This is a genomic window from Pedobacter miscanthi (assembly GCF_032678605.1).
Taxonomy (GTDB): domain Bacteria; phylum Bacteroidota; class Bacteroidia; order Sphingobacteriales; family Sphingobacteriaceae; genus Pedobacter; species Pedobacter miscanthi_A.
Genome location: NZ_JAVTSU010000004.1, coordinates 40,419 through 64,404 on the forward strand (window position 1 = coordinate 40,419; position 23,986 = coordinate 64,404).

Below are 23,986 nucleotides of genomic sequence, written 5' to 3' on the forward strand. Positions count from 1 at the left end.
TATGATCGAATTAAAAGGGATAAGCAAGATATTTGGGAATACCCGGGCGGTAAATCAAGTCTCTTTTAAGGTAGCCGAAAAGGAAACACTGGTATTACTCGGTACCAGCGGCTGTGGCAAAACCACTACCTTAAAAATGATTAACCGCTTAATTGAACCTGATGCCGGGCAAATTCTGATCAATGGTGAAGATATTACCAGCCATGACCCCGATGTATTACGCAAAGGAATCGGGTATGTAATGCAGAATATCGGGCTTTTTCCGCATTATACCATTGCAGAAAACATTGCCCTTATACCCAGGCTTTTAAAGTGGAATAAGGAAAAAATTAAAATCCGAACACAGGAACTGATCCAAAAACTTCATCTTCCGGAAAATACCCTATCCATGTATCCTCATGAATTAAGTGGTGGACAGCAGCAACGTGTGGGGCTTGCCCGTGCGCTGGTTACCGATCCTTCGGTATTATTGATGGATGAACCCTTTGGTGCCTTAGATAATGTTACCCGCACCAGCATTCAGAAAGAGTTTAAGGCGCTCGAGGAATTGAAAAGAAAAACCATTGTAATGGTTACACATGATGTGCAGGAAGCTTTCGAACTGGCAGATCGGATCTGTTTAATGGATAAAGGAGAGGTGGTTCAAATTGGTACACCTAAAGAATTACTTTACCAGCCTGTAAATGATTTTGCAAAGGAATTTTTAGCAGGCCAAAGGCTTGCTTTAGAATTTAAAGTAGTTAATATACAGGATATTTGGCCTTATTTATCTAAAGAAATAATGCAGGGTAAAGGAGGGCAATCTGCTGATCTTAGTGTATGGGAAGCCATGGAATTATTAAGAAGTAATAATCGGTCTGAATTATTGATTACTGGTCATAATAAAGAAAGTAAGGTAATCAATTTCGATCAATTGACAAGCGGATTCAACGAGTTTCAAAACGCGCAGGTATATGAATGAGCAACAGCAAACCTTATGGCAGTTTATGTCCGGGCAATATGATAAATTGCTCAGCCAAACCTTGCAACATGTAGGTTTAACCTTTATCTCCTTACTTTTTGCCATAGCTATTGGTTTACCATTGGGCATATTGATTGCCAGAAAAAGAAAACTTTCAGGAGCGGTTTTAGGGATTGCAGGTGTGTTGCAAACCATACCAAGTATTGCTTTATTGGGTTTTATGATTCCCGTTTTAGGAATCGGAGCCAAACCAGCCATCGTAGCCTTGCTTATTTATGCATTATTACCGATTATCCGGAATACTTACACAGGTATTATTGGCGTCGATTTGCATGTTAGGGAGGCAGCCAGGGCAATGGGAATGAGCAAAAGTCAGGTTTTATTTAAAGTAGAACTGCCACTGGCTATGCCGGTTATTCTGGCTGGTATCCGTACCGCAACGGTAATTAATGTTGGAGTAGCTACTTTGGCCTCATTTATTGCCGCAGGCGGTTTAGGCGAATTTATTTTTGGCGGTATTTCGCTCAATAACAGCAATATGATTCTGGCAGGTGCAATTCCTGCAGCACTGTTAGCAATTATACTCGATGCCTTGCTGTCTTTCATTCAAAAAATGGATTTTAAGAAGTTAAAAAGGGTATTGTATGTTTTTCCTGTTGTGATTTTAATTTTAGGCGGTTTTTATGCTTTGCCAACGGCTTACGGCTCTACTTTAACGGCCGGATTTACCCCCGAATTTATGGGCAGACAGGATGGCGACCTCGGATTAAAATCAACTTATGGCTTAAAAATCCATACGATCGTAATCAGCGATGCGGTAATGTATAAAGCCGCTTTTGCAAAAGAACTTGATGTGATTAGCGGTTATTCTACTGATGGACGATTAAAAGCTTTCGACCTGAAAATATTAAAAGACGATAAACATATTTTTCCGCCTTATTATGCAGCGCCAATTGTTAGGCATGATGCGTTGAAGAAATTTCCTGATCTGGAAAAAACCTTGAATTTACTGTCCGGAAAAATTACAGATTCAGTGATGACCGATCTGAATTACCGAACTGATTACCTGCACCAGCAACCAGAAAGGGTGGCCAAAGATTTCCTGATTAGCAATGGTTTATATAAAGCATCTAAAAACGGACATAATGGTAGTGTAAGGATTGGTTCTAAAATTTTTGGCGAACAATACATTCTTGCCGAAATGTACAGCATGTTGATTAAAGGCAATACAGATTATGATGTGGCTACAAAAACAGGTTTGGGTGGAACAAAAATCTGTTTTGACGCGCTCATGAACGATCAGATCGATTTTTACCCCGAATATACGGGAACTGGATTATTGGTATTGCTACAGCCAAACCCAAAAATTGCCAGAGAAATGGCATACAATAAAGAGAAAACTTACCATTATGTAAGTGCCGAATTTGAGAAAAAGTTTAAAATCAAGTGGCTTAAACCAATTGGTTTTAACAATTCTTATGCTTTAATGATGCGGCAAAAACAAACAAAAGAACTGAATGTTAATAGCATCACAGACCTTAAAAACTATCTAGATAAAAATAAATGACACTGGTAGAAGAATACTTACAGATCAGGAAATATTCCGGGCAAATTTGTGAACCCCTGCAAACTGAAGATTATGTGGTGCAGCCTGTTTTGGATGTGAGTCCGCCTAAATGGCACCTGGGGCATACCACCTGGTTCTTTGAAACCTTTATATTACGCCCGTTTTCTGTTAATTATCAGGTATATAATGATGATTATAATTTCGTTTTTAACAGTTATTATGAAACTGTTGGCAACCGCGTAATCCGCACAGATCGGGGCAATTTAAGCCGTCCGAGTGTGAACGAAATCTATCAATACAGGGCCTACGTGGATGAGGCCATGGTGAAATTTTTGGCTTCACCCTTAAAGGACGAAGTAAAAGAGTTACTGATTTTGGGTTTTAACCACGAACAGCAGCACCAGGAGTTATTATTAACCGATATTAAATACATTTTGGGTAATAATCCGCTTTTTCCGGCTTACGCTAAAGAGAAAAAAGAAGTTTTAGCAATTACGGATAATGACGCTGGTTTTGTTCATATTTCGGAAGGAATTTATGAAATTGGTTACGATGGGGCTGGTTTCAGCTTTGATAATGAATTAAACAGGCATAAAATTTACTTACACGATTTTTCTATCAGTAAAATGTTAGTCAACAATGCCGGATTTTTGGAGTTTATCAATGCCGGCGGTTATGGAAACTTCAACTACTGGCATGCCGAAGGATGGGATTGGGTAAAGAGTAATCACATTACATCGCCAATGTATTGGCATTTAATTGACGGTGCATGGTTTTATTACACTTTGGGTGGACTTCTACCCCTTGATTTAAATGCGCCGGTGAGCCACATCAGTTATTACGAAGCTTATGCTTTTGCCTGCTGGAAAGGCATGCGTTTACCAACCGAATTTGAATGGGAAGTGGCCGCTAAAAACTTTAATTGGGGCGAAAGGTGGGAGTGGACCGAAAGCGCCTACCTTCCTTATCCCGGTTTTAGCAAGGCACCCGGTGCCATTGGCGAATATAACGGCAAGTTTATGGTTAATCAAAAGGTATTACGCGGTGCATCAATAGCAACCCCCGAAAATCACTCGCGTATTACTTACAGGAATTTTTTTCACCCACATTTAAGATGGCAATATACGGGCATCCGCCTGGTAAAATAAGATCAATATGAGTACCACCACCATTGAAACAACAACAGACAACAAAACACAATTTCTCGAGGAAACCTTAACAGGATTGCGTGCTGAGCCGAAATTTATGCGCTCCAAGTATTTTTACGATGCTACCGGTGACCGTATTTTTCAACAGATTATGGAAATGGAGGAATATTACCTAACCAATGCAGAAATGGAAATTCTCCAGTATCAGTCTGCACAGCTTTCGCAGGCCATTTCTGCTGACGGATCTGCTTTTGATCTAATCGAACTGGGTGCGGGTGATGCCACAAAATCTATCCATCTCTTAAAGTCGCTATTGGAAGCCCAGCTTGAGTTTAGTTATGTTCCTATCGATATTTCAGATCACGTGATCTCAGATCTGGAAGAAAATTTACCAAAAAAACTGCCTGCCCTGGATATAAAAGGGTTAATTGGCGATTATTTCGATATGCTGAAAAAAGCGACAGAACTATCTGATCGTAGAAAAGTGGTGTTGTTTATGGGAGCAAATATTGGCAATATGACCATTAGCGATGCCGAAAACTTCTGCGCTTCATTAAAACAGTTACTCTCTCCTAACGACCTGCTGATTATTGGTTTCGACTTGAAAAAAAATCCACAACAAATCCTTGCCGCATACAATGATAAAGGAGGCATTACCCGGTCGTTTAACCTCAATCTGCTTCATCGCATCAATAAAGAGCTCGATGGCGATTTCAATGTTGATCAATTTGAGCACTACGCCAGTTATGATCCGGCATCTGGCGCCTGCAAAAGTTACCTCATCAGCTTAAAAAACCAGATTGTAAATATTGGTCAACATGCGATTCATTTTGTTGAAAATGAACATGTTTTTATGGAAATCTCACAGAAATATTCCTTAAATGATATTGATCAGCTTGCGGAAAAAACAGGATTTAGACCGCTGCAACGCTTTTTTGATCAACATCAGTATTTTGTAGATGCGATTTGGAAGGTTGATTAAGCTTTTCCATCCAAAACATGCAATAGTTTATCTAAATCCTCAGCCGTATTGTAAAAATGAAAGGAAATTCTGGTGCCGCTTCCTCTTGGCGAGCAGAGTATTTTCGCTGTAGCAAGTTGATCAACTGTTTTTTGCTCCAGTGGCATACTCATAATGGTCGACTGGTATTTTCGATCCAGCATCCACTCCGGAATCAGTCCTCTTGAACCGAGTTCAAGCCTTGCCTGGTTACACAATGTCTGGTTGGTTTTTTCAATCCAGTCGAAGCCAATGGCGCCGAGGTAATTTAGGCTTTCATTTAAGGTGCCAAAATTAAAACTATCCAGATGGCCCGGTTCGAAACACATTGATAAATGATCTTTACCTTTTAAAAAAGGTGCTGTAGGTAATTCAGCTAACTTATTTTTACTGTAAATGGTGTTTTTCATCTGGTCGGATAGAAAAACATAACCATTTCCGTATCCACCCAACAGCCACTTATAGCCACTGCCAATTAAAGCATCCAGCTCTGAATTTTCGAAACTGAAATCAGTTGTACCTGTAAACTGGGTACCATCAGCAACCAACAACAGGTCGGGGTAAGTAGTTTTTAATTTTCGGATGAAATCTTCGTCTATTCTTAATCCACTGATGTATTGTATCATACTAAAAGCAAAAATGGTAGGTTTAAACGTATCAATCGCTTTAATGATGTTTTCCTCCAGGTTTTTATCAATGGCAATAATATGATGATCAAAACCCATGCTAACAACGGGATAACTTACAGAAGGATATTCTTCTTCCAGCAGCAAAAAGCGTTGCTTATGGTTCAGGCCACCCAATAAAGTATTAAAGCCGACTGAAAAATTCTGTACCAGGTAGGTGTTTTCGGGAGCTGAACCAAAAAGTTTAGCGATGTTGTTTCTTAGTTCATTGATAACCGGCAGGTTTTCTGCTCTGAAAATACTTCCTTCAGCCATAAAAGCCTCATCATGCTGGATTCTCCATGTAGCTAAATTGCTTGATAATATGCCCGAGTTAGCGGTGTTGAGGTAAGTGTATTTTTTAAGGATCGGAAAGGATAGGTTCATATCCAAAATTAAAAGAAATATACCTTAAAAGTGAATGCATCTGTTTAAAATTGAATTTTATACAAACCTATGAGAATCAGATTTGTTAAGTTTATACAATCCCTTAAATTATGGAAAATCAAACATCAATACTGGTTACAGCGCTTAAAAAACTGTTAAATGGAGGTGGGGCACATGTGGGCCTAAAAGATGCTGTTGCCAGCCTGCCGTTTCATCTTTTAGGCGAAAAACCGCACGATTTGCCTTACAGTATCTGGCAGTTAACGGAGCATATTAAAATTGCCCAATGGGATATGCTCGAGTTTAGCAAAGATGGGGCGCATCAATCGCCGAAATGGCCTGATGAATATTGGCCTAAAGAAGTTGCTCCCAAAGATGAGGCAACCTGGAATAATACCTTAAAACAGATAGAAAGCGATTTGAAAGAATTTATAGCCTTGTTGGATAAAGTAGATTTGTTTGCGCAAATTCCGCATGGCGACGGACAAAGCGTTTTACGTGAAGCTTTGCAAATTGCAGACCATAATGCCTACCACATTGCTGAAATTGTAGTCATCAGGCGTTTATTGGGTGCCTGGAAAAGTTAAGTATTTTAGCTGCCGATAAACACAAATAAACAAGGATAAATGATTAATAATATTGTCTCGTTTGGGTGCATCATTTGCCGCTTAAGCAACCCGTCGAAGTAGCATTATTCACCTAAATTTAACTTTCCGTTCTCATAAATTGATTTAAAAAACAAGGTTATGTTAGAAAATTCAAAAGCGTTCAGCTCGTTTTCTGTAGATGATATACAGAAAGCCAAAGATTTTTATCAGGGTATTTTAGGTCTGGAAGTTAAAGATAACCCAATGGGAGTGATAGAAGTAGTAGTTTCTGGATCATCACCCATATTACTTTATCCAAAACCAAATCATGTTCCGGCTACTTTTACTGTTCTTAATTTTCCTGTTGAAAATATAGAACAGGCTGTTGATGAGTTGATTGCCAAAGGAGTAAAATTCGAAATATATAATCAGGAGTCGATTAAAACAGATGAAAAGGGCATTTCAAGAGGTAATGGCGGACCAAATATTGCCTGGTTTAGAGATTCTGCAGGAAACATTTTATCTGTTTTGGAAACAGCTTAGGCTCATACTTCCGAAGTTTGTACCAGTGCCTTTGCGCTTTGCCAACTTCGGAAGTCTTTTTAGCTAGTTTAAAATTGCATAACACTGGTGCGCTATCTCGTATTCTTCATTGGTTGGAATAACCAAAACCTTAACCTTTGAGCTTTTCGTGTTTATCTCTTTCAATTCCCCCTCGTATGCTGTATTTTGATTTGGATCGAGTTCAATGCCGAGATAATCCAGTTCCGCACATACTGCCTCGCGCATATAGCCGTCGTTTTCGCCAACACCTGCGGTAAATACAATGGCATCTATTCCGTTGAGGATGGCTGCATAGGCGCCAATAAATTTTTTGATCCGGTAAGCATATAATTTTAATGCTAAAACAGCTGCAGCATTTCCTTCGCTCACCAGTTTTCTGATATCCCGCATATCGCTTGAGCCGCCCACCCCCAATAAACCCGATTGTTTATTAACCAAAGTGCTCAGTTGTTCTAAGGTATAGCCAGCATGTTCCATTAAATGGAAAATAACCGATGGATCAATATCTCCGGATCGGGTGCCCATCATTAAGCCGCTTAAAGGACCAAAACCCATGCTGGTGTCAATCGATTTTCCATTTTTAATTGCTGCCATACTGCAACCGTTACCTAAGTGGATACTGATGATTTTGGTGTCTTTTTTGTTTAACCAATTAATGGCCTGTTCGCTCACATATTTATGGCTGGTACCATGAAATCCATATACCCTGATGCCATGTTCTTTATAATACCATTCGGGGATGGCGTAACGGTAAGCCTGCTCAGGTAAAGTTTGGTGAAATGCGGTATCAAATACGGCAATCTGTTTGGCATTTGTAAAAGTCTGTTCTGCAACCTCTATACATTTATAATTCACCGGATTATGCAATGGTGCCAGCGAAAACAGCTTTTTGATCTGCTTTTTTACTTCGTCGGTAATAAGCGTTGCGTCCTTAAAGTGCTCACCACCGTGTACCACCCGGTGGCCAACAGCAGTAATATCATCCGGACTGGCAATTACCGCATATTCACCCTGTGTTAATAAAGCTAAAACCTGTTTTAATCCTTCTCCATGATTGGATATAAAACCCGATTCTTCAATGGTATATTTTTCTTCCCTGTTATAAACCGTATGTTTTATAAATGATCCTTCGATGCCGATGCGTTCTACCAAACCACTGCATACAGGGGCTTTTGCGGGCATTTTAAAAAGTTGGTATTTTAAGGAGCTACTCCCTGAATTGATGACTAAAATGTTCATATTAAATATCCTGGCATTGAATCGCTGTAATTACAACGGTGTTAAAAATATCATCTACGGTACAACCACGGCTCAAATCGTTAATCGGTTTGTTTAAACCCTGTAACATTGGACCGATGGCCAATGCACCGGTTTCGCGCTGCACCGCTTTATAAGTGTTGTTTCCGGTATTTAAATCAGGAAAAATGAGTACGCTTGCCCTTCCGGCCACTTCTGATCCTGGTAATTTTTGTTTCCCTACCAGTGGATCTACAGCAGCATCATATTGTATTGGACCTTCTATTTTTAATTCAGGGTGCCTTTCTTTTACAATTGCTGTAGCTTCTCTAACGCGTTCTACATCTTCACCTTCGCCAGATGTTCCTGAAGAGTAAGAAAGCATCGCTATGCGAGGCTCAATACCAAATTTGGCACTACTTTCTGCTGATGAAATGGCAATTTCGGCCAGTTGCTGGGCGGTAGGGTTGGGGTTAACGGCGCAATCGCCAAATATGGCTACACGCTCTGGCAGGCACATAAAAAAGATAGAAGATACTACTGATACACCCGGCTTGGTTTTAACAAACTGTAAGGCAGGCCTGATGGTGTGTTGAGTAGTATGCACTGCACCCGAAACCATACCATCTGCATCACCTTTATACACCATCATGGTACCGAAATAAGAAACATCGGTCATCATATCCCTTGCCATTTCGAGGTTTACATTTTTCGCTTTGCGCAATTCGTGCAGGGTATCCACATAGTCGTTGTAATGGGTAGATTGTGCCGGGTCGTGTATTCTTAAAGTGTTTACATCTAAATTTAAACCCAGTCGTTTTACGCTGTTGATGATTTCGGCAGGATCACCTAAAAGGGTAATATCAACAATATCCTGGGCAATTAATTTTTCAACGGCTTTTAAAATACGTTCGTCGTTTCCTTCGGGTAATACAATGTGTTTTTTATCCCGCTTGGCCCATTTTACCAGTTGGTATTGAAACATGTGTGGTGTAATACCCTGATAACTAAAGGTAATGATTTTATCATCAAGCGCTTTGATGTCGACATATTTCTCGAAAAGCTCTATTGCCAATGCAATTTTCTTCTTGTTTTCGATGGTGATCTTCGAATGAATGCCGCCAATGGTTGTTGTAGTTTCGAAAGTTCCTTTTTGTACCGCAATAATCGGGATGATGGTCTGCAAACCTTCAATCAGTTTAATTATCGGCTCATCCGGCAAACTTCCTGCGGTTAGTACAATCCCGGCTATTTTGGGGTAATTGGCCGATAAATTGGCTTGTAAAGCACCAATGATAATATCGCCACGGTCGCCTGGGGTAACAATAAGCAGGTTATCTTTAATGTGTCTTAAAAAATTGGGCAGCATCATAGCACCGGTTACAAAATTATCTACCTGGTTATCCATCAGTTCGGCCCCGAAAAGCACTTCACCGCCCAATGCCAGGGTAATTTCTTTCATGGTTGGGCTTTGCAGACCTGTTTCTGTCGGAATCACAGCAATTAACAGTTCGGGCGGTAATTGGTTAGTTAAAGCCTGTTTAATCCGCTCCGCTTCTTCAGGATTTACCATGTTGGCCACAACGCCCAGCACCTGCACATCACGCAACAGGAAATTGCGGTAAATATTAATGGCTGTTTTAAAAAGCTGACTGGCAGTTTTATTTTTTCCTGATACCACGATCAACACCGGAGCACCCAGGTTTTTGGCCATTAAGGCGTTCGATTCGAACTCGAAAGCCATACCTTCGCCTAAAAAATCGCTGCCTTCAATTACCGTAAAATCGTAATTATCTTCCAGTTTTTTATACTTACTGATGATGGTATTGATAATGTCGCCGCTATCTTCTGATTGATGAAGCATTTCCTGACGGGTAAAAGCAAAAGCATCTTCATATTTAACCGGAAGCGAGAAATAATCCAGCATGGCTTCTACATGTTCATCTTTCTGATTCGGATCGTCTTGCGCAATAATGGGTTTAAAATAACCTACTTTCTGGGTTTTGGCCAGCAGCATATTGATCATTCCAAAAGCAATAACTGATTTTCCGGTATAGGGCTCGGCCGAAGCGATGTATATATTCTTTGTCATAAAATAGGGAACAATTAAAGCAATAACCAATAACGCCCAATATAGTTGGAAATATTTATTTTAAAAATTTAAGCAGCTTAAGTTTTTAACTGTTATAAAAATAATTTAAAATATTTTTGCGAAACCGAATGGTTGCATTTATATTTGCAATCAAACGGTTGCTAATTGTTCGTTTATGAGAAGAGATGTATTTCAGGCTATTGCCGACCCAACGCGTAGGGCGATTTTGAGTTTATTGGCTTTGCAAGCGATGACGCCAAATGCCCTTGCTGATCATTTTGATAGCAGCAGACAGGCCATATCCAAACACATTAAAATCCTGACCGAGTGCCAGCTTTTAAAGCAGGAGCAGAGTGGCAGGGAAATTCATTATCATTTTAATGCACAAAAAATGCAGGAAGTAGATATTTGGATGGAACAGTTCCGTAAAACCTGGGAGACCCGTTTTAACCAGTTAGATAACCTATTAAAGAACCAAAAAAATACAGAATTATGAGTAGTAAAAATGAAGCCGTCTTTACAAAAGACGAAGCAAACAAAAAACTAAAGGTAAAAAGAGCTTTTGACGCATCTTTGGCCAGTGTTTGGAAAGCCTGGACCGATAGCGAAATTTTAGACCAATGGTGGGCACCAAAGCCCTATCGCGCGGTAACCAAAACAATGGATTTCAGGGAAGGTGGTTTTTGGTTGTATCAAATGCTTGGACCAGAAGGAGATGGGTCATGGTGCAAAGAAAACTTTAAAACCATCGAGCCACAACTGCGCATTACCAATGCGGTTTCATTTTGTGATGAAGCAGGTAACGAAAATGTTGATTTCCCGACGATGTACTGGAAAAAAGAATTCGCTGCAACTGGCGAAATCACGGTAGTTGATATTGAAATAACTTTCGATAAAGCCGAGGATATGAATACCATAATCCAGATGGGTTTCAAAGAAGGTTTTACTGCCGGTTTGGATAACCTGGATCAATATTTCGAGAGTAATAAATAGTAAATAATTTTCCAGTCAACTAATTTGTCATTCTGAACGCAGTGAAGAATCCTTAACTATAGCATTCTGTAGTCAAATTTCTTTTTATAGAACCTTCCGTTTCATTCAGGATGACAAATCAATTGATTCAAATAAAAACGTCGTCCGCGACCGGAGCAAAGCGGAGTAGAAAGCGCTATTTTGACAGATTTTGCGCAAAACCTTCGGGTGCTCGATTGCGTTGTACTCCGCTCAAAATGATGGTGGCCCGAGGGGATTTTTACACCTACATTAATTGCATTGATTTTTATAGAATAAAATTATCTCTCGGAATGACAAATTGGTCGACTTTGATATGATGGATTGATTGTAAAATCGTACCTTCTATATTCATATGCTATTGCCATAGCACTTAATTGATTTAATTCTTCGTTTTCTGCAGTGCTGATGCTGTTTTTTGCAGAAAGCACTGCAATACGGTTAATTACCAATTTATATTCAGCGTCAGTTAGAATGGTCTCCATATGTTGTTGTTAAAATTTGTGTGGGATCAAAAATCAACAAGAAAACATTTCTTTAGGAAAGAAAGTTTTAAACCGATGTGGAAATTTTTTTCTAAACGAGGAATTACAAAAATTAAGCGTTCGATTCTATCAGAAGCTTTAGCATTTTTAATCGATGGATAATCGGAATAGTCACTTTTGCTTCCGGATTCGCCTTTAATGGTGTTATATGACTTTCTAAAAAGTGTTCATAATCGGTGATCACTGTAGCTTCGTTAAGATAAATGGGTACTTGTTGTTTTCCGGCCTTGGTAAAAAAATCTTCTAACTGCTGTATTTCTGGGATGGTCATGCTGCAAAGTTAGTAATTTAGTCCTTAGTCAAAAGTCTTTAGCCTATGGTCGGGTGTCTAAGGACCGAAGTCAGAAGATGAAGCTTGGAAAAAATAACCCGCCAGCTCTGTGTACTCTGCGCCTTTCCTCTGCTCTGCGGTTGAAAATGAGGTGATTTAGCTTATAGCCGGGAGTCTGAGGTCAAAAAGATAAAGTTTTTAAAAAAATAGCATACTAAAATTCTTTGCGTACGCCGTAACGCTAAAACGCATTACGCCAAACGCTTGCCATACTAAAATAATTAGCTTAAATTTGCTTTCCCTATTGAATGATTTTTATATGCTTACCGCATAGGATGGATAACAGTGAAATAAAAAAAAATATTCTACCTGCTGATATAGTCCCTGATATTCAGCCCCCTAAAAAAGAATATTACCGTAAAGAAACTGCGTGGCACCGCGATTGGAAGCTGGCATTTCCGCCATCATTTAGAGAGGTTGCCTTTTATGATGCCGCCAATACAGACATTCACCGTGCTGATGTATTTACACCTGCAGGTTATACCATTGAATTTCAGAATTCACCAATTACCGTAGCCGAACTCAATAGCAGGGAAGCCTTTTACCCCAATCTGATCTGGGTATTAAACGGCAAAAAATTTAAAGGCTTTAAAATCCTGAAACACCTGCCTGATGTAGATGACCCCAAACTTGCAAATTACGAATTTTGCCATTCCGATCACCTTTCTATGGTGCGTAAGGCAGAGTTAATGCAGGGAATAGCCAATCCTAAAATACTTAATTTTTATCATCCTGAGCTTAAAGATATTAAACTGACTTCTAATCTATACTCTTTTTGCTGGAAACAACCTCATAGTGTATGGTATTTAGCTACCGCAAAAATAATTGTAGACTTAGGAGGACATTTTTTATATGAGCTGAAACAGCGGGCACAATTAAATGGAAATTATCCTTACTTAAAAATGATTAGCCGGAAAACCTTTATTGACTGGCACACTCCGCCTGAATTTTAGACCTCAAAATAAAGCAAAACTGCGGTAGAATAATATCATACAGTGATGTACGCTAATGATTACATTTAATGCTGTAGGTGAACTACTTTGTTTAATTTAAAACATTTTTGATTTAAATCAAGAATATTCTTAAACAGCAAGGGGTTATGAATATGTTTTTTTGTAATAGATTAAGTATTAGGCATATTTTTGGCAATACTATCTAAAAATTAAATAATGCAACCATTTAATACCGCTCAACTCAAATGTGTAATTATCGACGATGATCAACTCAGTATCGATATTTTAAGCAATTTTATTGCACGTAAAGAAGAACTAACCACCCTTGCGACCTATACCGATCCAATTGAAGGTATTCTGGCTGTTAAAGAAATAAAAGACCTGGATTTTCTGTTTCTGGATATTGGAATGGAGGTTTCGGGCCTCGATGTAGCCAAAGTGCTGCGGGATCATGTCCGTTACCTTATTTTTGTAACTGGCCACGAAAAATATGCATTGGATGCCTTTGCGGTTTATTGCGATAAATTTATCGTTAAACCCATTACATACGACAAAATGAATGCGGCAATAACCGATATAATCTGGAAGGAAAAACGGTAGTCAATAACGCATTAAATCTCTTACTTTTAAGTGAGAGATTTAATGCGTAGGATTGCAATTATTTCATGCTATCATGAATCTTATTGATCATGACTAAATGACTTTGAACTGTAGGCGCAGTTTTAGTTGCAAATGCTTTTAAATCTGCATCTTTTCCATCTCTTGACTCGTCTTCCATTAATTTTAATGTTGATTTATGGCCATCAACCATCGCATTAACATAAGCTTTATCAAAATCGGCGCCTGTTTTTTTGCTTAGGTCGTCCATTTTTTTCTTGTGCTCATCATCAACTGTACTTGGAAGGGTAATGTTTTTCTGTTTTGCAATAACCATAAGCTCTGCATTGGCCATGCCATGGTCTTTTACCATCATGGTTGCAAATTCTTTTACCTGTGCATTGCTGCTTTTTTCTAATGCCATTTTGCCTAATTCTACTTCTGCCATGCCACCAACGGCAGCTTGCGTGGTAAATTTGGCATCTGCATCATCTACCGCTATTCCTCCGGTGGCTGCAACGTTCGTTGTGGTATCTTTTGCCATATTTAAACTGTCGGCACTTTCTTTGGCATCTTTATTTCCTCCATTGCAAGCCTGAAAGGCCAGGGCAGAAATGGCCATTACATAAATTAACTTTTTCATATACATTGGGTTTTGTTGTAGATAGATAACAGGTAGAGCAGCAAAAGAGTTTTAACCTTTTTTTATTAAGGAGGGCTGTTCTAATGCCCAGTTATTCAAGGCGGTTAAAGATTTGAATGGATATTAATCTATATGACGATCAATTCTTATTTGGACTTGATCTAAATAGAGGCTATATTTGCCGTTGATAAGAAAGCCACACGGTTCGGACCCGTGTGGCAAAAACCGGAATCCGGCTCACCTTTAATCTCTATTAAAAGCCATGCAAATTAAGAAAATTTTGCTATTGGGCATACTATGTGCCTGCGTAATTTTTACCTCTGCCCAAAATCGACTCTCCAGTATTTCGGGTCAAATTAAAAGTAGTTCTGGCGAACCCATTCCAGGGGCCACCATTAAAATTCACAAAACCAATTATGGTACGATAACCGATCAGCAAGGGAATTTTAAATTCCTGAATATCCCGGTTGGTCATTATACTTTGCAGGTATCTGCTATTGGGTTTAAAACACAGAAAAAAGAAATCAATATGGTCGACGGACAGGCTACCCTTTCCAGCTTCAACCTGGAAGAATCAGCTGAGCAGATGGAAACACTGAATGTTATCGGCCGGACAGCTAACCAGGAGGTAAACCGGCAGGCATTTAATGTTACCTCCATCGATGCCAAGAAACTGCACAACAGTACGCTCGATATTTCTCATGCTTTAGACCGTGTTTCTGGCGTAAGGGTTAGAGAGGCTGGTGGTTTAGGTTCGAGAATGGACTTTTCGTTAAACGGTTTTACCGGGAAACAGGTGAAATTTTTTATAGATGGGGTACCCATGGATAATTTTGGTTCTTCCTTTCAAATCAATAACATCCCGATTAACCTTGCCCAGCGTGTTGAAGTTTATAAGGGCGTGGTTCCGGTTTGGCTGGGCTCGGATGCTTTGGGTGGTGCAATTAATATTGTAACCGATAATACCATGAAAAGTTATATAGATGCCTCTTATTCTTATGGCTCTTTTAATACACATAAAACGGCCATCAATGCTGGTTATACTGCTCCATCAGGTTTTAAAGTGCAAATCAATGCTTTTCAGAACTACTCTGATAATGATTATAAAGTTACCACTGATGTTGCTGCCTTTAACGGACAGTATTTCAGGAACCAGGTGGTTAAACGATTTAACGATACTTACCATAATGAAACCCTAATTGCCAGCGCGGGTGTGGTGAATAAATCATTTGCCGATCAGTTGATGTTTGGTTTAACGGTTGGACAAAACTATTCGGAAATACAGACGGGGGCAAGAATGGTAAGTGTATTTGGCGACTGGCATAGAAAAGGCAGTATTTTAATGCCTACAGTTAAATATGCTAAAAAAGATTTATTTACTAAAGGTCTGGATCTTCGTGTAAACGGAAATTTTAATTTTGGTACCGAGCAGAATATCGATACCGTTTATCGACGTTATAACTGGTTTCAGGATTACAAGGAGTACCCGGGTGCCGGTAGTGAGCGGGAACGTTCGATGTATAAATTCCGCAATAATAACGGACTGGCTACTGCCAATTTAAGTTATACCATTGATGATAACCATTCATTATCGCTAAACAATGTATTTAACAGCTTTAACAGAAAAGGTTCTGATGAACTTTATCCTGATGCAGAAAAATATGAACAACCACGCATTAACAATAAAAATGTACTGGGCTTGGGTTATAAATACAGCGCTTCTGAAAAATGGAATACTTCTGCATTTGTTAAACAATTTTATCAATCCAATAAATATTCTCAAAGTTACAATCCAAGCGGTAACTGGGGCGATGTGGCCTATTTAAGTCAACAAAACAGTTATAGTAAAACCGGATATGGTATCGCATCTACTTATTTTATTGTTCCAAACTTACAGGTTAAGGCATCATACGAAAAAAGTTACCGTTTGCCGGAAACCGACGAACTTTTTGGCGATTTATTAAACCTTGAGGGTAATATCGATTTAAAACCAGAACATAGCAATAACTACAATTTAGGTTTTAGCTACCAGGCACAATTAAACAAAATCCATCGTTTCAGTTTTGATGGTAATGTAATGTACCGCGATGCAAAAGATTTTATCAGGCCATCTTTAAATAATAACCAAACCAAGCAGGTAATGGGCAATCTGGCGGATGTAACCAACCTGGGGTTCGAATCAGAAATAAGGTACTCGTTCAAACAGTTATTTACCGCCGGAGTAAATGTAACCTATCAAAATTTAAGGAATAATACCCGTTTTGAGCAAGGGCAAACGATGCAAAGTCCTTTGTTTAGAGATCGTATTCCTAATATGCCATATCTTTTTGGTAATGCCGATGCCTCTCTTTTCTTTAACAACTTTGGTAAAAAAGGCAACACCCTAACATTGGGTTATAATGTACTTTATGTTCATGCCTATTATTTATCATGGCCAAGTCAGGGTACTTCCGAAACCAAATACGATATTCCAAGACAATGGATGCAGGATGCAAACATTGTTTACACTTTAGGCGGAGGCAGGTACAATATCGGGTTGGAATGTAAAAACCTGTTGGATAACCGCATTTACGATAACTTCTCGCTGCAGAAACCGGGCAGGGCATTTTATGCCAAAGTAAGGTACTTTTTTAGTAATAACAGATAATCATCACTTCAAAATATTTTAATATGAAAACTAAATATATACTTCCTTTTTTAAGTTTATCATTCATCATTCTATCTTCCGGCTGCGATAAGGAGCTGGATTCATCTGAAGTAATCGATGTAGATATCGAACTTACCGGAGCAACCAAATTTGTAATTTCTGCCACCCCAATTGGTACATCAGGCATTGCCGATTACCTGTTAACAGCCAACTCATTAGAAACAGGCATGATTACTACAAAAGGCAACGGGATAGAGCAGGATGGATCGTACCGCTATTACCTTACCCATAAAAATCGCTTTTTTAGTTTGTTGTATGGACAGGGAAATCCAGGTGCTGTAACCTCTTACCGCCTGGATGGAACAGGAAAGCTGATTAAACTGACTAATTTTCAGAGTGAAACGGTACAACTTTTTGCTCCTGTTAAAGACGACGTTTTAACCATTAAAGTACCAAGATCAGGAAACGAGTTTGCCACCATGTTCAGGATAAATGCCCGTAAATATCAAATTGTGGGAGAGCAACAGGTAAATATTGTAAAGCTAGCCGGTAATGGCGAGCGGGCTCACTTTACCTGGGCAACACAAGTTGGCGATAAACTTTTTGCACCCTATATGAGTATAAAAGGTGTAGCGCCTGATGCATTCGGAACGGCTTATCCTGATAGCTCATGGGTAGCGGTTTATACCTATCCGGAGTTAAAACTCGAAAAAATTATCCGCGATAACCGCACCAGCTATATTGGCGCTTATTTTACGGATGGACTTGTTGAAATTGAAAATGGAGATGCCTATGCATTTTCATTTGCAGCGGCAACCAATGGTGGGATTCCAACTTCTAAAAATCCTTCAGCAGTTATCCGCATCAATAAAGGAACGACCGAATTTGATAAAAGTTATTTCTTTAACGTCCAGGAGATTTCCGGAGGACATCATATTGCTGGTCAGAGTTATTTAGGAAGTGGAAAATTTATCCTTCAGATGTATCCTCAACCAAATTCTCTGGAAGGTTCGGCCAGGAAATTTGCCATTGTGGATGTGATCAGTAAAAGTTTTAAATGGGTAACCGGACTTCCTGCTGATATTACCAAAACAACAACCATTAATAATTACGCACCAAAAGATGGAAAAACAGGTTATATCGGCATTACCACGGCAAGCGAAGGAAGTTATGTTTACGTATTCGATGCCGATATCGCAGTAGCAAAAAAAGGTTTAAAGGTTGAAGGTGGCACCATTACCGCAATCAATGCCCTTCAATATTAAAAATAAAATTTATACGCTTAACAACACAGAACAATGGCAACGGCAAACAAAACTATTCCAGCAAAGAAAAAGAATAAAGATTCATTATTTAACAGGATCAATAAATGGCTTCATCTCTGGCTTGGCCTCATTTCGGGAGTCATTGTTCTTATTGTTTGCATAACAGGTTGTATTTGGGTTTTTAATGAAGAAATTACCGGATTGCTGGAGCCTGAAACGAAAATCGAAAAACAGGATAGGCCTGTGATTACGCCTTCGCAACTGAGTGCCATTGCTTTTAAGCTTTACCCTGAAAAGATTCCTTCTTATGCACAGTATCAGCAGGGAAGAGTTATCACTTTAAATTTAAGGGGAAAAAAGGATGAAGGACGGCGCGGAGGAGGAACCAGTTTGAAAATTAATCCTTACACAGGAGAGGTCATCAGTAAAGTGGTACACAAAAAGGGGGAGGTCGATTTTTTTAGGTTTATCCTCAACGGTCACCGTTTCTTGTGGTTGCCATACGCCATCGGAAGACCGATTGTAAACTACGGAACCATGATATTTGTGGTCTTGTTAATTACCGGATTAATCTGGTGGTATCCCAAAAAATGGAATAAATCAACCCGTGATAAGAGTTTCAAAATTAAATGGGGCGCTTCGTTCAAAAGGGTAAACCTTGATCTACACAATGTATTGGGTTTTTATTCTTTAATCTTTTTGCTGTTTATCGCCTTAACAGGGATGGTATACGGGATTAAGTGGTATAGCGAAGGTTTGTACTGGGTAACTTCCGGAGGCGATAAATTAGGCGATTTTCAGCGTCTCGAATCAGATTCTTTATCGTTAGGCAAATTCTATACCCCACAAAAAGCAATGGATCTGGCCTGGCAGAAAGTAATCAGCCGTCACCCCAAATCGCAGGGTTTTTACTACAATTTTCCTGATACTTCAAAAGCTAAAGCTACCATCAATATTACGGTTTATCCCAATACAGGCCAGTTTTACAATAACCAGGGTTATACCTTCGATCAGCATACTTTAAAAGAATTTAAGCGCGAAGGTGTTTATTCCATTCCTTACGAGGAGGCTGGTTTTGGTGGTAAACTGCGCAAAATGAATTACGATATTCATGTAGGGAGTATTTTGGGCTTTCCCGGTAAAGTAATGGCTTGCCTGGCTTCGTTAATTGGCGCAAGCTTACCGATAACCGGTTTTCTAATCTGGTATGGAAGGAAATTCAAGAAAAAAGCACCAAAAAAAGAGCCGGTTTTAACGGCAGCAGGTAATGGTTCGGGAGGTTTTAAGCCAGGAGCTAAATTTCGGGTTAAAAAAGTTGAAGAAGTTTTAGAATAGGGTGAGTTTTTTAACCACAGATAACCACAGATTTTAAGTCTGGATGAAGAAGATCGTCGTTGCGAGGAGGAACGACGAAGCAATCTTACAACGATCGCTATAATCCATAGTTTAAGATTACTTTTCTCACGGATTTTTTAACGATAGTTTTAATTTATATTGATAAAAAAAGAAAACCCAGACATTCGTCTGGGTTTTCTTTTTAAATCTTTTACAATTTTACCTTTTTAGCTTTTGGTTCAGGTTTTTCAGGTAATTGTATCGATAAAATTAAATCAATGCTTTCCGAATTGGTTTCATAATCGGCTGCAATTTTTTCCCATCTTTTTAATTCTGCCTGTAAGGTTTCGATTTCCTTACCTAATGATTCGATCTTATTCTGGATTGATTTTCTAACGTTTGTATTTGCCATAACACAAAATTATGATTTGGTGGCATATCTTTAAACTTCTTTATGCCTGGTAGGCCTATAAAAAACGCTAAGTGTTCTATGTCAACGAGTTTTATTCTAATAAAATTTTCAACAACAGTGAAGAACATTAGAATTTATATGAGATGACATAAAATTGTGCAATCATTTGTTATTTTTACCCAACGTCCCTTTTAAAATATGAAAAAAAATAGCAGCTGCGATCTGAATACCTGTTTTATGTGCAAATTCACATTAAAAGAATGGCATCCTGCTATAGAAAGCCATAAAAGCAATTTTACCGCTAAAAAAGGGGAAGTGATTATCAAAGAAGGCGATCCGGTTAGTGGTGTTTATTTTGTTACTTCAGGCAACATTAAAGTGCATAAACAATGGGGCGATAAAGAACTGATTTTACGTTTTGCAAACGATGGTGCTATATTTGGTCACCGTGGGATCAGCACCAGTATTTCTACCTATCCAATTTCTGCAACGGCTTTAGAAACCACGAAACTTTGCTTTGTCGATATCGAATTTTTTAAAACCACCATAAAGGTAAACCACGAATTTGCTTATAGTTTACTCATGTTTTATGCTGATGAACTGCATGCTTCGGAGAAAAAAATGCGTAATTTGGCTTTAATGTCGGTAAAAGGCCGGCTTGCCGTGGCTATTTTAGGGTTGAGAGATCAATTTGGATTAGATGCCGAAGGATTCTTAAATTTAGCACTAAGCCGTCAGGATCTGGCCGCTTTTACTGGCGCCACTTATGAAACTGTTTTCAGGACGATGAACGAGCTGCTAGCAGAAAAGTTAATCGTAGTGAAAGGAAAGCAAATTGGCATTTTAAACGAAGCTGGGTTAGTGGATTTGAGTAGTAAATAACCTAGAATCCTTTCTGTCACTGAAAAATGAATATAAATGGTAAGTTTTTTTTTAGAAATAGTAAACTAATAATGGTCGTCATTGCGAGAAGGCTTTTTCAGCCGACGAAGCAATCTTAGTAGCAGGGTTCGAAAAGATGAAAGATTGCTTCGTCGTTCTTCCTCGCAATGACGATTTTTCTAGTTGAATCTATTATTATTAGCGTAGTCGAAGTGCCGTTCAATATGTATGTTTCATTCAGTTTATCTTAACACCAGTTATTTAATGATAAGCATAATATGTTAGGAATCGTTTTATGTGGTGGGCAGAGTTTGCGTATGGGCACCGATAAAGGTTTGCTCAACCATCAGGATAAATTATGGGCGCAGGTAGCCTTCGATAAGCTAAGCTCGCTTAATCTCCAGGTAAAATTTTCGGTTAATCCATCACAGCAAGAAATCTATGCTGGTTATTTTGGCAACGAACAGCTAATAGTTGACTATTCTTTACTTGATATCAAAGGACCATTATTGGGGGTGCTTTCTGCTCACATATCAAATCCTGAAGAAGATCTATTCCTGTTAGCCTGCGATATGTTGTTAATGGAAACAAAGTTGTTAGAGAAACTTATCTACTCGTTTAAGGCTGATAGCACTTTCGATGCTTATATTTTCAGTAAAGATGGTCAGCAAGAACCTTTATGCGGGATTTATAAAGCTGATGGTTTGAAAAATATTGCCCACCTGCTTAATACCAATGGTTTGGCCAAACACAGTATGAAATACATTTTAAGTAATCTACGGGTTTGCGAAATTACAGTTGATGAACATGATTATCGTTACTTCGGGAATTTTAATTCGCAGGAGGAGGTAAAACAAGTATTCCTAGAATGACGTCATCTCGACCGTAGCGGAGAGATCTATCTCGAGACAGATTTCTCGACTTCGCTGCGCTCCACTCGAAATTACAATATGGGAAGTGAGCTTTGCTCGAAATGATGATATTCTTCATTTTACAAAATCTGCAAAGCCGATTGATCAATTTTAGTGAAATTACTTTTCTCTCCTTCGCAAAGCGTACAGCAATAATCTTCTGGTAAATCTTTAAATGCCGTACCGGGATTAATGTTATTTTCAATTTCTCCAATCCGCTCATTGTAAACGGTTAAACAGTTATTACATTGATATAAAAAACCAGCATCTTTTTTTTGAATTTCTTCTGTTTGGAAGCTTTGTTTTTGATTACCCGTTTTCATAGCATCTAAGCGGTATTTATAGAACTTAAATATCGATCGCCTGATTTGCTCTGGTAAAAGAAAACTGGGATTGCTGCGGCTAAAAATTTCGCCAGTACGCTCATTGGGATTAAAGTCCTTCGCGCATAAAATATCATAAACAGGAAACAGTTTTACACCTGGTAAGTTAATGAGATGGCGTTTTTGGATCAGGATACTGCTAAAAACTTCACTTTTTTTACGGGTTTTAATACCAAAGCAAATGCCAAAGGTTCGGGTATCATCAATGCTTAAATGTTTAACAAGAAAGCTTTTTAGCGCTAAACCTTCGTTGCAATTATCTTCTACCTGAAAATTTAGCTCGTTAGCAGCATGACGCATATTAATCTCGAATTCTTCGAGCAAGGCATTCCAAAGGTTTTTATCTTTTTCGTCAATCCCTTTTATAATAATGGTTTTCCAGGAGGTACAGCACAATTGACCGAGTTTGGTATCTAAACAAAGCTGACATAGTTTTTTTAGAAATGCAATGCTAAACAGTTCATCTCGCCTGTAAATTCCCAGCCAGTATTTGTTGTTGTATCGGTTTAAACCCTCGTAATAAGGCAGATTGAATGAGGATAAGGACACTATATTTTCTGCCGGTTTAAGAATGAAGTTATCCTGATCTAAAAGTGCAAAAAGATCTTCACCATTGGCTAAAGCATTATCTGCAAAATATGTTGGATTATTTTTAATAATGGTTTCTAACGCTTTGGTAACCTGAGCGATGTGGTTGGTGTAGCAGAGTTGATTCCACTCGTAAGTTACATTGGTTTTCGGAAAGCGGATAATTAAATGCCAGTAATGTTCTGATTGTGAAGAGGCTATCCAGTTGATGTTTCCCGTTAACATAGGCGTAAAACTCTGGTCGCTATCGCAGATATTTACTTTTATAGAAGGTTTAAAATCGATATCATCTAAAATATCTTTATACACACCTTCGGTAAGCCAGGTTTTACGAATAAAAATTTCTTCTGCAGGGTAAGAACTGATGATATTCGGGAAATTATTGCTGTCTACTTCGTAATCGATCCCGAGTTTATCCATTTCACCCGTAAAGATGTCGATGTTGTAGCTTGTCGTATCAATCAATAACTGCTGGCGAAGGCCAAAACGAACATATTGGATTCGCGCTCTTGTTGCAGCAACCAGGATGTTGTACAGATTGCCTGGTGATATGATGCCGCCTGGAAAGTTAATGATGATGGTTTGATACATGGTTTAGCTATTTAGAAGTCCGAATTCTACTACTGCCTTTGAAAAATTTTTGTTTTCGTGCCCTGGCCGGCATAATTTTAAAAGTGCAAATCTTTGGATATTGGTAAGTTTGCGCCACTGGTTTATGGATAGCTGCAACTGCAATTCGGCTGATTTTTCTTTCAGCATTAAAGGGATTTGATGTAAGTTTCCCCAATCGGGTAAAGGATCGATAGCTAAAGTTGTGGCCTGGTTTCCTGTATATTTAGTAATCAGGCCAATTAAAAACTGATGATACTTGTCTGTTTGTTCACGGGTTGAAACAGGTAATAACGCTAATTGGATTCTTTCGGATGGATGAAATTTACTCCATTCGGCCAATTTTAATTTTATTCCAGCTGCATCCATCTTAAAACGGACCACCATAGGGATGCAACGCATATTTTCTTCAATAAAATCTTCTTCGAACTTAAAATATTCAATTCCTTTAAGGTTTTTAAATTCTGAAGGACTCATTTTTACTTTCATCATTCTGCTTAATTTTAAATATTCTTTAGCAATCTATCGTCATTCCCGCGCAGGCGGGAATCTTAATGCTTATTGTATTACGATTCCCGGTCGTTTACTAATGACAATTTTCAAAAATCGATCGTCATTGCGAGGAGGAACGACGAAGCAATCTTTCCAACCTATGATAAAGATTGCT

Annotated in this window: 24 protein-coding genes; 15 read left to right on the forward strand and 9 right to left on the reverse strand. The window is 38.7% G+C overall.

The genetic code is table 11. From position 1 onward, the window contains the following. Position 1 precedes the first annotated feature (1 nt). Genes R2R28_RS07320 through R2R28_RS07335 form a run of 4 tightly spaced genes read left to right on the forward strand, consistent with a single transcriptional unit; the run spans position 2 to position 4,658 of the window. Positions 2–961 (forward strand): betaine/proline/choline family ABC transporter ATP-binding protein, encoded by a 960-nt coding sequence (locus R2R28_RS07320; protein ID WP_316825038.1) that lies wholly within the window; start codon positions 2–4, stop codon positions 959–961. After that, positions 954–2,528, forward strand: coding sequence for an ABC transporter permease/substrate-binding protein (locus R2R28_RS07325; protein WP_316825039.1), 1,575 nt, complete (start codon positions 954–956; stop codon positions 2,526–2,528). Before R2R28_RS07320 ends, R2R28_RS07325 begins: the two co-directional genes overlap by 8 nt. Then, complete coding sequence (gene egtB / locus R2R28_RS07330; RefSeq protein ID WP_316825040.1) at positions 2,525–3,676, forward strand: ergothioneine biosynthesis protein EgtB; 1,152 nt, start codon at positions 2,525–2,527, stop codon at positions 3,674–3,676. Before R2R28_RS07325 ends, egtB begins: the two co-directional genes overlap by 4 nt. A gap of 7 nt (positions 3,677–3,683) precedes the next feature. Next, entirely contained in the window at positions 3,684–4,658 is a 975-nt protein-coding gene (locus R2R28_RS07335) for an L-histidine N(alpha)-methyltransferase (RefSeq protein WP_316825041.1), read from the forward strand. On the opposite strand, the gene R2R28_RS07340 is transcribed toward R2R28_RS07335, so the two are convergent. Then, entirely contained in the window at positions 4,655–5,728 is a 1,074-nt protein-coding gene (locus tag R2R28_RS07340; RefSeq protein WP_316825042.1) for an aminotransferase class V-fold PLP-dependent enzyme, read from the reverse strand. The genes R2R28_RS07335 and R2R28_RS07340 overlap by 4 nt on opposite strands. 110 nt (positions 5,729–5,838) lie before the next feature. Between R2R28_RS07340 and R2R28_RS07345 the strand changes: the two genes are divergently transcribed. Continuing rightward, on the forward strand, positions 5,839–6,315 hold the full coding sequence (locus R2R28_RS07345) for a DinB family protein (protein WP_316825043.1): 477 nt from the start codon (positions 5,839–5,841) through the stop codon (positions 6,313–6,315). Between the two features lie 159 nt (positions 6,316–6,474). Continuing rightward, the gene (locus R2R28_RS07350; protein ID WP_316825044.1) at positions 6,475–6,858 is read left to right on the forward strand and encodes a VOC family protein; all 384 of its coding nucleotides are present in this window, start codon (positions 6,475–6,477) and stop codon (positions 6,856–6,858) included. A 63-nt stretch (positions 6,859–6,921) separates the two neighbouring features. On the opposite strand, the gene R2R28_RS07355 is transcribed toward R2R28_RS07350, so the two are convergent. Further along, the gene (locus R2R28_RS07355; protein ID WP_316825045.1) at positions 6,922–8,118 is read right to left on the reverse strand and encodes an acetate kinase; all 1,197 of its coding nucleotides are present in this window, start codon (positions 8,116–8,118) and stop codon (positions 6,922–6,924) included. A 1-nt stretch (position 8,119) separates the two neighbouring features. Further along, positions 8,120–10,207 carry a phosphate acetyltransferase gene (gene pta / locus R2R28_RS07360; RefSeq protein ID WP_316825046.1) on the reverse strand — a complete coding sequence of 696 codons (2,088 nt, stop codon included), beginning with the start codon at positions 10,205–10,207 and terminating at the stop codon, positions 8,120–8,122. Positions 10,208–10,382: 175 nt separating this feature from the next. On the opposite strand from pta, the gene R2R28_RS07365 reads away from it, so the two are divergent. Both R2R28_RS07365 and R2R28_RS07370 read left to right on the forward strand, forming a co-directional pair. After that, a complete protein-coding gene (locus R2R28_RS07365; protein WP_316825047.1) occupies positions 10,383–10,703 on the forward strand; it encodes a metalloregulator ArsR/SmtB family transcription factor in 321 nt (106 codons plus the stop codon). Beyond that, positions 10,700–11,200 (forward strand): SRPBCC domain-containing protein, encoded by a 501-nt coding sequence (locus R2R28_RS07370; protein WP_316825048.1) that lies wholly within the window; start codon positions 10,700–10,702, stop codon positions 11,198–11,200. The genes R2R28_RS07365 and R2R28_RS07370 overlap by 4 nt, the downstream gene beginning before the upstream one ends. Before the next feature lie 299 nt (positions 11,201–11,499). Here R2R28_RS07370 and R2R28_RS07375 read toward each other — a convergent pair whose 3' ends face one another. After that, a complete protein-coding gene (locus tag R2R28_RS07375; RefSeq protein WP_316825049.1) occupies positions 11,500–11,703 on the reverse strand; it encodes a hypothetical protein in 204 nt (67 codons plus the stop codon). A 112-nt stretch (positions 11,704–11,815) separates the two neighbouring features. Next, the gene (locus R2R28_RS07380; protein WP_316825050.1) at positions 11,816–12,034 is read right to left on the reverse strand and encodes a DUF6965 family protein; all 219 of its coding nucleotides are present in this window, start codon (positions 12,032–12,034) and stop codon (positions 11,816–11,818) included. Between the two features lie 335 nt (positions 12,035–12,369). Here R2R28_RS07380 and R2R28_RS07385 point away from each other — a divergent pair, with 335 nt between their 5' ends. After that, on the forward strand, positions 12,370–13,047 hold the full coding sequence (locus R2R28_RS07385; RefSeq protein WP_316825051.1) for a competence protein: 678 nt from the start codon (positions 12,370–12,372) through the stop codon (positions 13,045–13,047). A gap of 216 nt (positions 13,048–13,263) precedes the next feature. Further along, the gene (locus R2R28_RS07390; protein ID WP_316825052.1) at positions 13,264–13,647 is read left to right on the forward strand and encodes a LytR/AlgR family response regulator transcription factor; all 384 of its coding nucleotides are present in this window, start codon (positions 13,264–13,266) and stop codon (positions 13,645–13,647) included. 58 nt (positions 13,648–13,705) lie between these two features. Here the strand turns inward: R2R28_RS07390 and R2R28_RS07395 are convergent, their stop codons facing one another. Next, positions 13,706–14,287 carry a DUF4142 domain-containing protein gene (locus R2R28_RS07395; protein WP_316825053.1) on the reverse strand — a complete coding sequence of 194 codons (582 nt, stop codon included), beginning with the start codon at positions 14,285–14,287 and terminating at the stop codon, positions 13,706–13,708. 262 nt (positions 14,288–14,549) lie between these two features. Between R2R28_RS07395 and R2R28_RS07400 the strand changes: the two genes are divergently transcribed. Genes R2R28_RS07400 through R2R28_RS07410 form a run of 3 tightly spaced genes read left to right on the forward strand, consistent with a single transcriptional unit; the run spans position 14,550 to position 19,534 of the window. Next, the gene (locus tag R2R28_RS07400; protein ID WP_316825054.1) at positions 14,550–16,934 is read left to right on the forward strand and encodes a TonB-dependent receptor; all 2,385 of its coding nucleotides are present in this window, start codon (positions 14,550–14,552) and stop codon (positions 16,932–16,934) included. Between the two features lie 23 nt (positions 16,935–16,957). Then, positions 16,958–18,199, forward strand: coding sequence for a DUF4374 domain-containing protein (locus R2R28_RS07405; protein WP_316825055.1), 1,242 nt, complete (start codon positions 16,958–16,960; stop codon positions 18,197–18,199). Positions 18,200–18,232: 33 nt separating this feature from the next. Continuing rightward, positions 18,233–19,534, forward strand: coding sequence for a PepSY-associated TM helix domain-containing protein (locus R2R28_RS07410; protein ID WP_316825056.1), 1,302 nt, complete (start codon positions 18,233–18,235; stop codon positions 19,532–19,534). Between the two features lie 211 nt (positions 19,535–19,745). Here the strand turns inward: R2R28_RS07410 and R2R28_RS07415 are convergent, their stop codons facing one another. Further along, the gene (locus tag R2R28_RS07415; protein WP_055910391.1) at positions 19,746–19,946 is read right to left on the reverse strand and encodes a hypothetical protein; all 201 of its coding nucleotides are present in this window, start codon (positions 19,944–19,946) and stop codon (positions 19,746–19,748) included. Between the two features lie 198 nt (positions 19,947–20,144). Here R2R28_RS07415 and R2R28_RS07420 point away from each other — a divergent pair, with 198 nt between their 5' ends. Together R2R28_RS07420 and R2R28_RS07425 are read left to right on the forward strand one after the other, a co-directional pair. Continuing rightward, positions 20,145–20,828: a Crp/Fnr family transcriptional regulator gene (locus tag R2R28_RS07420; protein WP_316825057.1), complete on the forward strand. Its 684-nt coding sequence runs from the start codon at positions 20,145–20,147 to the stop codon at positions 20,826–20,828. Between the two features lie 278 nt (positions 20,829–21,106). After that, positions 21,107–21,700 carry a molybdenum cofactor guanylyltransferase gene (locus tag R2R28_RS07425; protein ID WP_316825058.1) on the forward strand — a complete coding sequence of 198 codons (594 nt, stop codon included), beginning with the start codon at positions 21,107–21,109 and terminating at the stop codon, positions 21,698–21,700. Positions 21,701–21,819: 119 nt separating this feature from the next. Here the strand turns inward: R2R28_RS07425 and R2R28_RS07430 are convergent, their stop codons facing one another. Then, on the reverse strand, positions 21,820–23,301 hold the full coding sequence (locus tag R2R28_RS07430; RefSeq protein WP_316825059.1) for a rubredoxin: 1,482 nt from the start codon (positions 23,299–23,301) through the stop codon (positions 21,820–21,822). A 3-nt stretch (positions 23,302–23,304) separates the two neighbouring features. Then, a complete protein-coding gene (locus R2R28_RS07435) occupies positions 23,305–23,811 on the reverse strand; it encodes a nitrate reductase associated protein (protein WP_316825060.1) in 507 nt (168 codons plus the stop codon). Positions 23,812–23,986 lie beyond the last annotated feature (175 nt).